The sequence below is a fragment of the Pseudomonas sp. TWR2-1-1 genome, assembly GCF_049897045.1.
GTDB lineage: Bacteria > Pseudomonadota > Gammaproteobacteria > Pseudomonadales > Pseudomonadaceae > Aquipseudomonas > Aquipseudomonas versuta.
In genome coordinates this window covers 64790-78934 of sequence record NZ_JAFCVM010000011.1, presented here as the reverse complement: position 1 = coordinate 78934, position 14145 = coordinate 64790, and the positions used below count along the sequence as shown (strand labels likewise).

General features: G+C 59.7%; 13 protein-coding genes. 7 read left to right on the top strand and 6 right to left on the bottom strand.

Going from position 1 to position 14145, the window contains the following annotated elements:
- Window positions 1-48: 48 nt before the first annotated feature.
- The gene (locus ACP7BO_RS22080; RefSeq protein ID WP_060691686.1) at window positions 49-378 is read right to left on the bottom strand and encodes a hypothetical protein; all 330 of its coding nucleotides are present in this window, start codon (window positions 376-378) and stop codon (window positions 49-51) included.
- A gap of 627 nt (window positions 379-1005) precedes the next feature.
- Here ACP7BO_RS22080 and selD point away from each other — a divergent pair.
- The 7 genes from selD to ACP7BO_RS22045 all read left to right on the top strand — a co-directional run bounded on the left by selD (window position 1006) and on the right by ACP7BO_RS22045 (window position 8846).
- Window positions 1006-2040, top strand: coding sequence for a selenide, water dikinase SelD (gene selD / locus ACP7BO_RS22075; protein WP_060691687.1), 1035 nt, complete (start codon window positions 1006-1008; stop codon window positions 2038-2040).
- The gene (mnmH, locus tag ACP7BO_RS22070; RefSeq protein ID WP_426212773.1) at window positions 2040-3128 is read left to right on the top strand and encodes a tRNA 2-selenouridine(34) synthase MnmH; all 1089 of its coding nucleotides are present in this window, start codon (window positions 2040-2042) and stop codon (window positions 3126-3128) included. The genes selD and mnmH overlap by 1 nt, the downstream gene beginning before the upstream one ends.
- 126 nt (window positions 3129-3254) lie before the next feature.
- A complete protein-coding gene (locus ACP7BO_RS22065) occupies window positions 3255-4919 on the top strand; it encodes an AMP-binding protein (RefSeq protein WP_426212772.1) in 1665 nt (554 codons plus the stop codon).
- A 28-nt stretch (window positions 4920-4947) separates the two neighbouring features.
- Window positions 4948-5715 carry an SDR family NAD(P)-dependent oxidoreductase gene (locus ACP7BO_RS22060; RefSeq protein WP_397456458.1) on the top strand — a complete coding sequence of 256 codons (768 nt, stop codon included), beginning with the start codon at window positions 4948-4950 and terminating at the stop codon, window positions 5713-5715.
- A 10-nt stretch (window positions 5716-5725) separates the two neighbouring features.
- On the top strand, window positions 5726-6919 hold the full coding sequence (locus tag ACP7BO_RS22055; protein WP_397456459.1) for an acetyl-CoA C-acyltransferase: 1194 nt from the start codon (window positions 5726-5728) through the stop codon (window positions 6917-6919).
- Window positions 6920-6928: 9 nt separating this feature from the next.
- On the top strand, window positions 6929-8056 hold the full coding sequence (locus ACP7BO_RS22050) for an acyl-CoA dehydrogenase (protein WP_426212771.1): 1128 nt from the start codon (window positions 6929-6931) through the stop codon (window positions 8054-8056).
- A 16-nt stretch (window positions 8057-8072) separates the two neighbouring features.
- The gene (locus ACP7BO_RS22045; RefSeq protein WP_397456462.1) at window positions 8073-8846 is read left to right on the top strand and encodes an enoyl-CoA hydratase; all 774 of its coding nucleotides are present in this window, start codon (window positions 8073-8075) and stop codon (window positions 8844-8846) included.
- Between the two features lie 251 nt (window positions 8847-9097).
- On the opposite strand, the gene ACP7BO_RS22040 is transcribed toward ACP7BO_RS22045, so the two are convergent.
- From ACP7BO_RS22040 to ACP7BO_RS22020, 5 genes are all read right to left on the bottom strand, one after another.
- Window positions 9098-10249, bottom strand: coding sequence for an acyl-CoA dehydrogenase family protein (locus ACP7BO_RS22040; protein ID WP_060691692.1), 1152 nt, complete (start codon window positions 10247-10249; stop codon window positions 9098-9100).
- A gap of 3 nt (window positions 10250-10252) precedes the next feature.
- Complete coding sequence (locus ACP7BO_RS22035) at window positions 10253-11359, bottom strand: enoyl-CoA hydratase/isomerase family protein (protein WP_397456463.1); 1107 nt, start codon at window positions 11357-11359, stop codon at window positions 10253-10255.
- Window positions 11360-11506: 147 nt separating this feature from the next.
- The gene (gene hbdH / locus ACP7BO_RS22030) at window positions 11507-12277 is read right to left on the bottom strand and encodes a 3-hydroxybutyrate dehydrogenase (RefSeq protein WP_082363665.1); all 771 of its coding nucleotides are present in this window, start codon (window positions 12275-12277) and stop codon (window positions 11507-11509) included.
- Window positions 12278-12396: 119 nt separating this feature from the next.
- Window positions 12397-12678 (bottom strand): peptidylprolyl isomerase, encoded by a 282-nt coding sequence (locus ACP7BO_RS22025; protein ID WP_003445034.1) that lies wholly within the window; start codon window positions 12676-12678, stop codon window positions 12397-12399.
- 104 nt (window positions 12679-12782) lie between these two features.
- Window positions 12783-13868 (bottom strand): 3-deoxy-7-phosphoheptulonate synthase, encoded by a 1086-nt coding sequence (locus ACP7BO_RS22020; protein WP_426212770.1) that lies wholly within the window; start codon window positions 13866-13868, stop codon window positions 12783-12785.
- Window positions 13869-14145: the final 277 nt, after the last annotated feature.

The following is a 14145-nucleotide window of genomic DNA, read 5'->3' as shown; positions in this document are numbered from 1 at the left end:
AAAAAAGCCCCGGAGATTATCCGGGGCTTTTTACATTACCGAAGGTTATCAGCTGTAGCTGTTAACTTTGACCAGTGCAGGGGCTGTTTGAGCCTTCTCCCAGGTCAGGGTCAGGGTTTGCAGAACGCGCGCCATGTAGTCGGTATCGGCGGCGGCCTTTTTGCCCACGTAGCCCTGGCCACGGCGGTACATTTTGAGATGGGCACGCATTTGTGGGCGGTCCTTCTCGAATTCGGTTTCTTCCTTGCAGGCAGCGACAGGGTCGATGCGTACATCACCGGCTTCGCTGATCCACAGAATGTGGTCGTTCAGCGTGTCTTTCTGGGCGGCGAACAGTCGAGCCAGCTCATTAACAGTCGGTTGATTATTCAGGTTCATAGCTAACTCCTTGACCACTTGTTGATCTGTCTAATTGATTCGCGCAACTGCACCTGCAGCGCTACGTAGTGTCCATCTAAAGCAGATCCGGTCTTGAGTTCGTCCTGTGTAGTCGTAATTCAAAGCACTACACAAACAGCGTACAGCGAGGGAGAGCAGCGTTAACCAGGATGCAAGGGGTGACATGACACATCATCCACAAGCGCCTTGAAGTCGTTTCGCTAGCAACTCACGCCCTGAACATGGACGATCAAGCCAGGTCAGCTTCATCAATTCTGCCTTGTGGGCAGTACCTATCCCGGAACAGCTCGACAGCTCGTCGAACATGCTTACAACAACCCTTTCCAGCGCTTCCGGTGGGGAAGACGTCTGCATCATGCTGGGGGAAAAGCGCGTCGTCAATACATATGTAGTGTTTATTTTAAGGCACTACATATGTGACTCGCCGGTCGATTTTCAGCATGCCGGTCATCAGCACTGACCTGAAAACAGGCAGGCGCGGGCGGGCCCCGCGATGCCGTTAACCGGCTGAAAGTGCCTTGGTCCGCGAGCGCGGCGGGCATTGTGAACACCTGCCGGTGCCCGCTCTGCTAGTATCTGGCGCTTTGACATTGACCAGAGGTACCCATGAGCGAGCCGATTCGTCTGACCCAGTACAGCCACGGTGCGGGCTGTGGCTGCAAGATTTCGCCTCAGGTACTGGAAGTAATCCTTGCCGGCAGCGGAGCGCAAAATCTTGACCCCAAGCTCTGGGTAGGCAATGCCTCCCGCGACGATGCAGCGGTCTATGCGCTGGATGACGAGCGCGGCGTGGTTTCGACCACTGACTTTTTTATGCCCATCGTTGATGACCCTTATGATTTCGGGCGGATTGCAGCCACCAATGCCATCAGTGACATCTACGCGATGGGCGGCGATCCCTTAATGGCGATTGCGATTTTGGGCTGGCCGGTTCATTTGTTGCCGCCAGAAGTGGCCCGCGAAGTGATTCGCGGTGGCCGCGCGGTATGCGATGAAGCGGGGATTCCGCTGGCTGGCGGTCACTCCATTGACACCCCGGAACCGATTTTCGGGCTGGCGGTGACCGGTGTGGTCAACAAGCGCCACATGAAGCGCAACGACACGGCCGTCGCCGGTTGCCTGTTGTACCTCACCAAGCCCCTGGGGATCGGCATCCTTACCACTGCCGAGAAAAAGGGCAAGCTGCGCAGCGAAGACGTCGGCGTGGCACGGGACTGGATGTGCACCCTTAACAGGATCGGCAGCCAGTTCGCCAAACTCGAAGGGGTCAAGGCGATGACTGATGTCACCGGTTTCGGCCTGCTCGGGCATTTGGTGGAAATGGCCGATGGCAGCAACCTGACAGCGAAAATCCAGTACGCCAAAGTGCCGCAACTGGCCTCGGTCGAGTACTACCTGGAACAAGGCTGTGTGCCCGGCGGCACCTTGCGCAATTTCGACAGTTACGCGAGCAAGCTTGCGCCGCTGCAACAACTGCACAAGCTGGTGCTGTGTGATCCGCAAACCAGCGGTGGACTGCTGGTGGCCGTCAGCCCGCAGGGCGATCAGGCGTTCCTGGAGATGGCTCGCGAGCACGGGCTGGAGCTGGAGTCCATCGGCCAACTGGTTGAGCGACAGACGTACGCGGTTGAGGTGTCATGATGGCTCATGACGTAACCGACTTCCGCGATCTGTTCCTTAATGACCGGCCGATGATGGACACCCGCGCGCCGATCGAATTCAACAAAGGCGCCTTCCCTGGCGTGGTCAACCTGCCATTGATGAACGATCACGAGCGTGAGCGCGTTGGCACCTGCTACAAGCAGCAGGGTCAGCAGGCCGCCGTGCTGTTGGGCCACCAACTGGTGTCGGGCCAGACCAAAGCCGAGCGTCTAGAGGCCTGGGCCGACTTTGCCCGCGCCAATCCCGACGGTTGCCTGTATTGCTTTCGCGGCGGCATGCGCTCGCAAATCGTCCAGCAATGGCTCAAACAGGATGCAGGGATCGACTATCCGCGCGTTACCGGCGGCTACAAGGCATTGCGTGCGTTCCTGATCCAGACCGTCGACGACGCTGTGCAGCAGTGCGAACTGATCGTGCTGGGCGGGATGACCGGCACCGGTAAAACCGACGTGCTGGTGCAGCTCGACAATGCCCTGGATCTGGAAGGGCACGCCAATCACCGGGGTTCAAGCTTCGGCAAGCGTGCGACTGGCCAGCCCTCCAATATCGACTTCGAAAACCGTCTGGCAATCGATGTGTTGAAAAAACGCGCCAGCGGCCACGAGCGCTTCGTGCTGGAAGATGAAAGCCGCACGGTGGGCAGTTGCGCGTTGCCCTTGCCCTTGTATCAGCGCATGCAAGATGCCCCGATGGTCTGGCTTGAAGACAGCCTTGAAAGCCGCGTCGAGCGCATTTTGCGTGACTACGTGGTGGAGCTGAGCGCCGAATTCACTGCGAAAAACGGTGACCACGGCTTCAGCCTGTTTTCGCAACGCCTGCTCGAAAGCCTGGCCAATATTCAGCGCCGTCTGGGCGGTGAGCGGCATCAGCGTTTGCGGGCAGTGATGGAGGCTGCGCTGCAAGAGCAGGCGAGTTGCGGGGCGGTGGACCTGCACCGGGTCTGGATCGAAGCGTTGCTGCGCGAATATTACGACCCGATGTATGCCTTTCAGCGCGAGAAAAAAGGTTCGCGCATTGTCTTCGCCGGCGATCAGGCGGCAGTGCAGGAGTACCTGCGAACCCGGTAACGCATTGGCCAAAGCAGTCACTCAGCTTGAGCGGTTTGACTATTGTTGCGCAGCCCTCGCAAGGCGATGATCAGCAGGATTTTTCACGGTTCCCATCCTAAAAATAAAGACCGAGGGATTCTGCTGATGCGCGACTATCAGACCACGATGGCTGATTTTGATTACCAGCGTACGGTGACGGACGCACTGGCCGGCCATTTAACGGCACTCAATGCATGTGTCGAGTGCTGCGACCGCCATGCCTTGCCGGGTCGTATTGCCCTGTTCTGGGAGGGGCGCGACGCCACCGACGCGACCTATACTTTCACCCGGTTACAGGAGCAGGCAGCACGCTTTGCCAACTTTTTGCTGGCTCAGGGCGTCAAGCGCGGCGACAAAGTCGCGGGCTTGCTGCCACGTAATGTCGAACTTCTGGTCGTGGCCTTCGCCGCCTGGCGAATCGGCGCCATCTACCAGCCCCTGTTTACTGCGTTCGGCCCCAAGGCCATCGAACACCGCCTCAACAGTTCGGGGGCGGCGCTGGTGGTGACCGATGCGGTGAACCGTCCCAAACTCAACGAAGTCAATGCTTGCCCGCCGATTGTCACGGTGGCCGGGGCCAAAGGGCAGGGCCTGGTTCGCGGTGATTTCAGTTTCTGGGCCGAGCTGGATAACTACCCGCCGGTTTGTGAACCGCTAATGCTGACTGGCGAAGACCCGTTTTTGCTGATGTTCACCTCGGGTACTACCGGGCCGGCGAAACCGCTTCTGGTACCGCTCAAGGCGATCGTCGCGTTCCAGAGCTATACCCGCGACGCGGTGGATCTGCGCCCTGAAGATTCGTTCTGGAACCTGGCCGATCCGGGATGGGCCTACGGCATTTACTTCGGGATTGCCGGGCCCCTGTCGATGGGCCATCCCATCACTTTCTACGATGGCCCGTTCACGGTTGAAAGCACCTGTCGGGTGATCAAAAAATACGGCATCACCAACCTCACCGGCTCGCCCACGGCATATCGCATGCTGATTGCCGCCGGCAGTGCATTCTCGAGCAAGGTCAAAGGCCAGTTGCGTGCCGTCAGCAGCGCCGGTGAACCGCTGAACCCGGAAGTGATTCGCTGGTTTGCCGATGAGCTCAACGTCACCATCCATGATCACTACGGCCAGACCGAAGTCGGCATGGTGCTGTGCAATCACCACGGCCTGGATCATCCGGTGCACATGGGCGCCGCCGGCTTCGCTTCGCCTGGGCACCGGATTGTGGTGCTCGATGACAACCATCAGGAGCTGCCGGTCGGCCAGCCGGGAATTCTGGCCGTCGACCGCAGCCAGTCGCCAATGTGCTGGTTCGCCGGCTACCAGGGGTTCAATACCAAGGCGTTTGTCGGCAACTACTACTTGAGCGGCGACACCGTGGAGTTGAACCCGGATGGCAGCATCAGTTTTGTCGGCCGCAGTGACGATGTGATCACCACTTCCGGTTATCGGGTCGGGCCTTTCGATGTCGAAAGCGCCCTGATCGAACACCCTGCGGTGGTCGAAGCCGCCGTGGTGGGCAAACCGGACCCGCAGCGTACCGAACTGGTCAAAGCCTTCGTGGTGCTCAACCCGCAATATCTGGGCGACGCCCAACTGGCTGAGACCCTGCGCCTGCATGTACGCCAGCGTCTGGCGGCGCATGCCTATCCCCGTGAAATCGAATTTGTCAGCGAGTTACCGAAAACCCCGAGCGGCAAACTGCAGCGCTTTATTTTGCGCAATCAGGAAATCGCCAAGGCTGAACTGGCCGCAAGCGCCAGGGTCACGGCTTAATCGTCAGGCTTGAATTTCAGGACATATCATGCAAATCGAGAACAAGGTTTTTATCGTCACCGGTGGTGCATCGGGGCTGGGCGCGGCAACGGCCGAGATGCTGGTCAAGGCCGGTGCCCGGGTGATGCTGGTGGACATGAACGCCGATGCCGTGGCCGCCCAGGCGACCAGGCTGGGCAGCCAGGCGCGGAGCGCAGTAGCCGATATCAGCCAGGAAGGCGCAGCACAGGCGGCGGTTGAGGCCACGGTTACGGCCTTCGGCGCAGTTAACGGGCTGATCAATTGTGCGGGCATTGTGCGCGGCGAAAAGATCCTCGGCAAAAATGGCCCCCATGCCCTGGAAAGCTTTAGCCAGGTCATCAACGTCAACCTGATCGGCAGTTTCAATATGTTGCGCCTGGCAGCCGATGCGATTGCTCAAGCCACTGCCGATGCACAGGGTGAACGCGGCGTGATCATCAATACCGCGTCAGTAGCGGCCTTTGATGGCCAGATCGGCCAGGCAGCCTATGCCGCTTCCAAAGGTGCAATCGCCAGTTTGACCTTGCCTGCCGCCCGCGAATTGGCGCGTTTCGGCATTCGGGTGATGACCATCGCCCCGGGCATTTTTGAAACCCCGATGATGGCTGGCATGACACCCGAAGTGCGTGCATCGCTCGCGGCTGGCGTGCCGTTCCCGCCGCGGTTGGGCAAACCGGACGAATACGCCTCGCTGGTGCGCCACATCATTGAAAACAGCATGCTCAATGGCGAGGTGATCCGTCTCGACGGCGCCTTGCGCATGGCCGCCAAATAAGAGGTATGAAATGACAATTACCAACGATCCAGTCGTCATTGTGAGTGTCGCGCGTACGCCCATGGGCGGTTTTCAGGGCGACTTTAAAGGTCTGACGGCACCGCAACTGGGTGCCGCTGCCATACGCGCAGCGGTCGAACGCGCAGGCGTGGCGCCCGATGGCGTGGAAGAAGTGTTGTTCGGTTGCGTGCTGTCGGCCGGTCTCGGTCAGGCGCCTGCCCGCCAGGCCGCCCTGGGGGCAGGCCTGGACAAGGGCACGCGTTGCACCACCCTGAACAAGATGTGTGGCTCGGGTATGGAGGCCACCATTCTGGGGCACGACCGGCTGCTGGCCGGCAGTGTCGATGTGGTGGTGGCGGGCGGCATGGAGAGCATGTCCAACGCGCCTTATTTGCTCGACCGTGCCCGCAGCGGTTACCGCATGGGTCACGGCCGGGTGCTGGACCACATGTTTCTCGATGGTCTGGAAGACGCTTACGATCGTGGTCGCCTGATGGGCACTTTTGCTGAAGATTGCGCCCAGGCTCATGGCTTTACCCGTGAAGCCCAGGACGCTTTTGCCGTGGCTTCGCTGACCCGCGCGCAGCAAGCGATCAAGGATGGCCGTTTTAGTGCCGAGATCGTGCCGGTGGCGGTGACTGTCGGCAAAGAGCAGCGCCTGATCAGTGATGACGAGCAGCCGCCCAAAGCCAATCCGGCAAAAATCCCGACCTTGAAGCCGGCCTTCCGTGACGGCGGAACGGTGACTGCGGCCAACTCCAGTTCTATTTCCGACGGTGCGGCGGCCCTGGTATTGATGCGCAGCTCGCAAGCGCAAAAACGCGGTCTCAAACCATTGGCGGTCATCCACGGCCATGCGGCCTTTGCCGACGAGCCCGGACTATTCCCCACGGCACCTGTGGGCGCGATCAAACGGCTGATGACCAAGACCGGCTGGAACCTGGGTGATGTCGACCTGTTTGAAATCAACGAAGCCTTTGCGGTGGTCAGTCTGGTGACCATGAGTGAGCTGCAGATCCCCCACAGCAAGGTCAATATCTACGGCGGCGCCTGTGCCCTGGGCCACCCGATTGGTGCTTCAGGGGCGCGGATTCTGGTGACTCTGATTTCTGCCCTGCGCCAGCAGCACCTCAAGTGTGGCGTCGCAGCGATCTGCATTGGCGGCGGTGAAGCGACGGCCATTGCCGTTGAATGTGTGTACTAAGGAATTCCTATGCTTGCCACATCAGAACAATTACAAATTCGCGACGCGGCGCAGCAGTTTGCCCAAGAACGTTTGAAGCCGTTTGCGGCCGAGTGGGACAAGCAGCATCGCTTCCCGCGCGAGGCCATTAACGAGATGGCCGAGCTGGGTTTCTTCGGCATGCTGGTGCCGGAAGAGTGGGGCGGTTGTGATACGGGCTATCAGGCTTACGCCATGGCCCTGGAAGAAATTGCCGCTGGCGATGGCTCCTGTTCGACGATCATGAGCGTGCACAACTCGGTGGGTTGTGTGCCGATTCTCAAGTACGGCACCGAGCAGCAGAAACGCGAGTTTCTTGTGCCGCTGGCCAGTGGTGCAATGCTGGGTGCCTTTGCCCTGACCGAGCCGCAAGCCGGCTCTGATGCCAGCGACCTGAAAACCCGGGCTCGCCGTGAAGGCGACCATTACGTGCTCAACGGCTGCAAACAGTTCATCACCTCGGGGCAAAATGCCGGTGTAGTGATTGTGTTTGCCGTTACAGATCCTGCCGCGGGTAAACGCGGAATCACGGCCTTTATCGTGCCCACGGATTCCCCGGGCTACAGCGTGGCGCGGGTTGAAGACAAGCTGGGTCAGCACGCATCGGACACCTGTCAGATTCTGTTCACTGACCTGAAAGTTCCGCTGGCCAACCGCCTGGGGGAAGAAGGGCAGGGCTACAAGATTGCCCTGGGTAACCTGGAGGGCGGTCGCATCGGGATTGCCTCACAAGCCGTCGGCATGGCTCGCGCAGCCTTTGAGGCTGCCCGCGACTATGCCCGCGAGCGCGTGACATTCGGTCAGCCGCTGATTGAGCATCAGGCGGTCGCTTTTCGCCTGGCAGACATGGCCACCGAAATCGCCGTGGCCCGGCAAATGGTGCGCTACGCCGCTGCTCTGCGTGACAGCGGGCAATCGGCGCTGGTCGAGGCATCACAGGCCAAACTGTTCGCCTCGGAAATGGCCGAGCGCGTGTGTTCCCGGGCGTTGCAAACCCTGGGCGGTTATGGCTACCTGAACGACTTCCCGCTGGAGCGGATCTATCGCGATGTGCGGGTATGCCAGATCTACGAAGGCACCAGCGATATCCAGCGCATGGTTATTGCACGCAATCTTTGAATTGAGGACCTGAACGATGAGCTACGAAACCATTCTGCTGGACATACACGGGCATGTTGGCCTGATTACGCTGAACCGGCCGCAGGCGCTCAACGCCCTGAATGCGCAACTGATCAGTGAAGTGAACCATGCGCTGGACAAGCTGGAAGCCGATAACGCAATTGGCTGCATCGTTATCACCGGTTCAAAAAAATCCTTTGCTGCGGGCGCAGACATCAAGGAAATGGCCGACCTGACCTACCCGCAAATCTATCTGGAAGACCTGTTCTCGGACAGTGATCGAGTGGCAACACGACGCAAGCCGATCATTGCGGCAGTCGCCGGTTTTGCTTTGGGCGGCGGCTGTGAACTGGCGATGATGTGCGACTTTATACTGGCGGGCGACAACGCCAAATTCGGGCAGCCGGAAATCAATCTCGGGGTGCTGCCGGGCATGGGCGGAACCCAGCGCCTTACCCGTGCAGTGGGCAAGGCCAAGGCGATGGAAATGTGCCTCAGCGGGCGTTTGATCGGTGCTGAAGAAGCTGAGCGTTCAGGTCTGGTGGCCCGCGTAGTGCCGGTGGATGAACTGCTGGAAGAAGCCTTGAAAGTTGCAGCAACCATTGCCAAAAAATCGCTGCCGGTGCTGATGCTGACCAAAGAAAGCGTCAACCGTGCATTCGAAGTCAGCTTGTCGGAAGGCGTGCGCTTTGAGCGCCGGGTATTCCACTCGCTGTTTGCCACCCACGATCAGAAAGAAGGCATGGCAGCGTTCGTCGGCAAGCGCGAAGCGCAGTTTAAAAACCAGTAACCCCCCCCTGTAGGAGCGAGCTTGCTCGCGAGCTTTAAAGACTCGCGAGCAAGCTCGCTCCTACAGGTTTGTTGTCAGATCAGACAGTTCTTCAGCGCCCGGGCGATGGCCATGTGTTGAGTCTTGCTCGATCCTTCATGGGTCCGGATTTAGTAACGCTCCACCGGATAACGACACCAACCCCCTGTAGGAGCGAGCTTGCTCGCGAGCGTTAAAGGCTCGCGAGCAAGCTCGCTCCTACGGGGTTTTTGTCAAATGAGATAGTTCTTCAGCTCCCGCGCGATGACCATGCGTTGAATCTCGCTCGATCCTTCATAGATCTGGGTGATTCGCGCGTCGCGGTAGTAGCGCTCCACCGGATAGTCCTCGAGGTAGCCATAGCCACCATGGATCTGTATGGCTTTGGAGCACACAAATTCGGCTATTTCCGAGGCAAACAGCTTGGCTTGCGAGGCCTCTGACAGGCAGGGTTTGCCCGCGCTGCGCAGTCGGGCTGCATGCAGGATCAGCAGCCGTGCCGCGTTGAGCCGGGTTTGCATGTCGGCCAGCATGTTGGCGACGCTCTGGTGTTCGATGATCGCTTTGTCGAACTGCACCCGGTCACGGGCGTACCCCAGTGCTGCTTCAAACGCTGCACGGGCAATACCCAGTGCTTGCGCTGCAATGCCTATGCGGCCGCCTTCAAGGTTGGACAGGGCGATTGCCAGGCCTTTGCCGCGCTCACCCAGCAAGTTGGCCTCAGGGACCGTGCAGTTGCTTAACGTGACCGCACAGGTGTCCGAGGCGCGGATGCCCATTTTGTGTTCGGTACGGTCGACGATAAAGCCGGGAGTGTCGGTGGGCACCAGGAATGCCGAGAGGCCTTTTTTGCCCAGTTGCGGATCGGTGACGGCAAACACAATGGCCAGTTTTGCGCGTCTGCCATTGCTGACGAATTGTTTGGCGCCGTTGATTACCCATTGACCGTCACGCAACTCGGCGCGGGTGCGCAGGTTGTGCGCTTCCGATCCGGCCTGGGGTTCGGTCAGGCAGAAACAGCCGATGGTCTGGCCGCTTGCAAGGTCCGCCAGCCAGGTTTCTTTCTGCGCCTGACTGCCATATTTGAGGATGGGGCCGCAGCCAACCGAGTTGTGGATGCTCATCAGTGCGCCCGTAGCACCATCACCGGCAGAAATCTCTTCGACAGCCAGGGCGTAAGCCACGTAGTCGACGTAGGTGCCGCCCCATTCTTCGGGCACCACCATGCCCAGAAGGCCGAGTTCGCCCATCTTGGAGACCAGTGCGTCGTCGATCCAGCCGGCCTTTTCCCAGGCCTGGGCGTGGGGGGCTATTTCGCGACGGGCAAAGTCTCGGGCCATGTCGCGGATCATCACTTGTTCTTCTGTCAGTTCGAGGTCTTGCATGGCTCAGACTCCTTGCTGTTTGAAGTGGGTGAAGAAGCTGGCCACATGGGCCGGATCAAGTTCGTCGAGGGTGGCCGGGTTCCAGTGCGGGGTCTTGTCCTTGTCGATAATCAGCGCGCGTACGCCTTCGATCAGATCGCCGCGATCAAACCACTGGCGGTCAAGATGCAGTTCAAGGGCAAAGCACTGTTCAAGTTTGAGTTCGCGGCCATAGCGCAGCATCTGCAGGGTCACAGCCATGCCCAATGGCGAGCGCGTCTGTAGCAGGTCGGCGGTTTCAAGTGCCCATGCCCGGCTTTCGGGAGCTGTTACCGCGCGCAGGCCGGCGACGATGGCGGGCACGCTGTCGAGGGCGAAAACCTGATCAATCAAGGGGCGTAATTTGGCCAGCGGAGCGTCGGGCAACGTTTGCACGGCGAAAGTGGCCAGCAGTTGCTGGAGGTCTTCAAGCGGGGTTTGATGCCATTGCAGCGAGTCGAGGCTTTGATCCAGCTCAGGCAGTCTGGCGCTTTCGGTGTACCCGTCGGCAAGGCCGCAATACAGTGCATCACTGGCGCGGATCTGGACACCGCTGACCCCCAGGTAGGTGCCCAGCTGGCCGGGGGCTCGGGTCAGGAAGTAGCTGCCACCGACGTCCGGAAAATAACCGATCGCGACTTCGGGCATTGCCAGGCGGCTGCGCTCTGTTACCAGCCGCAGATCTGCGCCCTGGGCCAGGCCCATGCCGCCGCCCAGGACGTAGCCGTCCATCAGCGCGAGTACCGGTTTGGCGTAGTGATGCAGGGTCAGGTCGAGGGCGTACTCTTCTTCAAAAAAGGTGGTATGCAGGCTGCCACCGCTCTTGTAGCTGTCATACAACGAGCGAATGTCGCCACCGGCACAGAAGGCTTTTTCACCTGCTCCACGCAACACGACAGCCTTGATTGTTGAATCCTGAGCCCATGCATCAAGATGCTGCTGAAGGCTGCGCACCATATCCAGGTCAATGGCGTTGAGGCCGCCGGGGCGGTTCAGGGTCAGGTGGCCAATATGGTTGCGTACCTGGGCCAGGACCGTGCTTTGAGCCGGCTCGATATCCTGTGTCGGTGAGGATGAAACCTGAGCAGTCATCACTAACTCCCTGCTTTGTCTTGTTATTAGGGGTGTTCGCGGGCGAACGATAGTCGATGCTAACAGTGCAAATTTGCACTGTACAACCCTGATAAGTGCAGGGCTGGTGTGCATTTTTGCATGTCGGGAGTGCAGTAATGTGCAGGGTTACTGCGCCAGCCAGCCTCCATCGACATTCCACGCTGCGCCGCGTACCTGGCTGCCGGCCTCGCTGCATAAAAACAGCACCAGCTCACCCAGTTGCGGCGGGGTGACGAACTCCAGCGAGGGTTGCTTCTCCGCCAGCAGGTCGTGTTGCGCCTGATAGGGGTCGATACCCTGGCTGATACGCTGATCAATCTGTTTCTGGACCAGCGGGGTCAGCACCCAGCCAGGGCAAATCGCGTTGCAGGTGATGTTGCTGGTGGCGGTTTCAAGGCCCACGACTTTGGTCAGGCCGATCACGCCATGTTTGGCTGCCACATAAGCCGCTTTGCCGACCGAGCCAACCAGGCCATGCACCGAGGCAATATTGACGATGCGGCCCCAGCCGCGTTTGCGCATGCCCGGCAAGGCAAGGCGGGTGCTGTGAAATACCGCAGACAGGTTGATCGCGATGATTGAGTCCCAGCGTTCTACCGGGAACTCTTCAACGCTTGAGACATGTTGAATACCAGCGTTATTGACCAGAATGTCGATGCCGCCGAATTCGCGTTCGGCATAGCTGAGCATGTCGGCGATTTGCGCGGGGTCACTGACATCTGCCGGATGATGGCCAACCTTGCCACCGAATTGCTCCAGCTCGGCAACGACTTTGCTGGCGTCGCCAAAACCGTTGAGTATCAGGTCGGCGCCAGCCCGGGCCAGACTCTGTGCGATGCCCAGGCCGATGCCGCTGGTGGAACCGGTAACCAGTGCAGTTTTACCCTCAAGGCTCATGATCAATTCCTCAGGTGAGACACGATGGATTCGTGGATGAGGAAACGTAGCACGAGGTTTGCAATCGCGGATACGAAACGGCCCGCCAAAAGGCGGGCCGTTTTCACGCAGGGCCGGGATCAGTCCTGGCGGCTGGTGACTTCCAGCAGGTGGTAGCCGAACTGGGTTTTAACCGGGCCTTGCACCACGTTGATTGGCGCGCTGAAAACGACAGTGTCGAATTCCTTGACCATTTGGCCCGGGCCGAAAGAACCCAGATCGCCGCCTTGACGGCTGGACGGGCAAGTGGAGTTGGCTTTTGCGACTTCGGCGAAATCAGCGCCGCCTTCGATTTGTGCTTTCAGTTCGTTGCACTTGTCTTCGCTGGCAACGAGGATGTGACGGGCAGTGGCTTTGGCCATGGGGAAGTACTCCTTTCAAGAAAGTGCTGAGCCTACCGGATTCAACAGGTTTTTTCCTGGCAAAAGTTGATGGGGGTGGCATTTCGCAGCCGCCCCCCGATCTCTTAAGCGATAGCCCTGGCGGATTGGCGCTGTGCCTGCAATTTCCCGGCTGCGCCGCGCAGCAATTGTTCGGTCGCATCCCAGCCCAGGCAACCGTCGGTCACGGAGACGCCGTAACGCATGGTTGCGCTCAAGGGCTGGCAGCCTTCGAACAGGTGGCTTTCGAGCATCATGCCGATCAGCGAACGGTCGCCTTCCAGGCGCTGAGCGAGCACGTCATTAAACACCTCGGGCTGGCGCAGTGGGTCCTTGCCGCTGTTGGCGTGGCTGCAGTCGACCATCAACCGGGCGGGTATGGCATTTTTCTCAAGCCCGGCCCGGGCCTTGGCCACGCTGCTGCGGTCGTAGTTCGGGCCGCTGTGGCCACCGCGCAGAACCAGATGGGTGTCGGGGTTGCCGGGTGTCTGGACGATTGCCGGATGGCCCTGGCTGTCGACCCCGAAGTGGCGATGGCCATGGGCGGCAGAGCGCATGGCATCACTGGCAATTGCCACGCCACCGTCAGTACCGTTTTTGAACCCTACGGGCAGAGCAAGGCCGCTGGCCATCTCGCGGTGAATTTGCGATTCGGTGGTGCGTGCGCCAATGGCCACCCAGCCCAGCAGGTCGTCGAAGTAGCCGGCGGCTATGGGTTGCAATAGTTCTGTAGCAATCGGCAGGCCCATGCCCAGCATTTCGAGCATCAGTTCACGCGAGAGGGTGAGGCCGTGGGCCATGTCATCGCTGCCATCCAGGTGCGGGTCGTAGGCCAGGCCTTTCCAGCCAACGGTCGTGCGTGGTTTTTCGATGTAGGCGCGCATCACCAGCAGCATGTCATCGCGCAGATCGTGGGCAAGAGCTGCAAGGTTGCTGGCGTATTCGAGTGCGGCGAGCGGGTCATGGATAGAGCAGGGGCCGACCACTATCAGCAAACGGGAGTCGTCACCGTTCAAGATGGCGCGTATGGCCTGGCGTTGCTGGCTGACCTGGCGTGCAAGAGCGTTGCTGAGGGGCAACTGCTGCTTGAGTTGCGCTGCGCTGGGCAGGCGTTGGGTCAATACCGTTGCAGGGGCGAGATGGACCGGCAGAGCAGAGATGGAGGTGTTCATGGTGTGCTTCCTGGGCAGGCGGCGGATTGATCCGCGCGCGCAGCCCTACTGGGGTGTTCGACAATTGGCCAGACTGGCTGTGAGTGCATGCGTGCCACCGATGTGGGTCCGTTCGGAGGCGGCAGACTGTCCCGAACGGCGGCTGATAAATCGCCATGCAGTGCAAAGGTCGAAGCGGTAATAAGTGACGTAGTTCATGGGGTAATTCCTTCAATAAATAATGTGTGGGGCCTGAAAAAACAAAACCCCCGGTCGGGAAGCCGACCGGGGGTGAGAA

What these genes read in the sequence shown, in the direction of transcription:
- ACP7BO_RS22050 (WP_426212771.1), top strand. Translation starts at nt 6,929, where the DNA reads ATGCTTGCCACATCAGAACAATTACAAATTCGCGACGCGGCGCAGCAG.
- ACP7BO_RS22055 (WP_397456459.1), top strand. Translation starts at nt 5,726, where the DNA reads ATGACAATTACCAACGATCCAGTCGTCATTGTGAGTGTCGCGCGTACG.
- ACP7BO_RS22025 (WP_003445034.1), bottom strand. Translation starts at nt 12,678, where the DNA reads ATGGCCAAAGCCACTGCCCGTCACATCCTCGTTGCCAGCGAAGACAAG.
- ACP7BO_RS22065 (WP_426212772.1), top strand. Translation starts at nt 3,255, where the DNA reads ATGCGCGACTATCAGACCACGATGGCTGATTTTGATTACCAGCGTACG.
- ACP7BO_RS22045 (WP_397456462.1), top strand. Translation starts at nt 8,073, where the DNA reads ATGAGCTACGAAACCATTCTGCTGGACATACACGGGCATGTTGGCCTG.
- hbdH (WP_082363665.1), bottom strand. Translation starts at nt 12,277, where the DNA reads ATGAGCCTTGAGGGTAAAACTGCACTGGTTACCGGTTCCACCAGCGGC.
- ACP7BO_RS22080 (WP_060691686.1), bottom strand. Translation starts at nt 378, where the DNA reads ATGAACCTGAATAATCAACCGACTGTTAATGAGCTGGCTCGACTGTTC.
- mnmH (WP_426212773.1), top strand. Translation starts at nt 2,040, where the DNA reads ATGGCTCATGACGTAACCGACTTCCGCGATCTGTTCCTTAATGACCGG.
- selD (WP_060691687.1), top strand. Translation starts at nt 1,006, where the DNA reads ATGAGCGAGCCGATTCGTCTGACCCAGTACAGCCACGGTGCGGGCTGT.
- ACP7BO_RS22040 (WP_060691692.1), bottom strand. Translation starts at nt 10,249, where the DNA reads ATGCAAGACCTCGAACTGACAGAAGAACAAGTGATGATCCGCGACATG.
- ACP7BO_RS22035 (WP_397456463.1), bottom strand. Translation starts at nt 11,359, where the DNA reads ATGACTGCTCAGGTTTCATCCTCACCGACACAGGATATCGAGCCGGCT.
- ACP7BO_RS22060 (WP_397456458.1), top strand. Translation starts at nt 4,948, where the DNA reads ATGCAAATCGAGAACAAGGTTTTTATCGTCACCGGTGGTGCATCGGGG.
- ACP7BO_RS22020 (WP_426212770.1), bottom strand. Translation starts at nt 13,868, where the DNA reads ATGAACACCTCCATCTCTGCTCTGCCGGTCCATCTCGCCCCTGCAACG.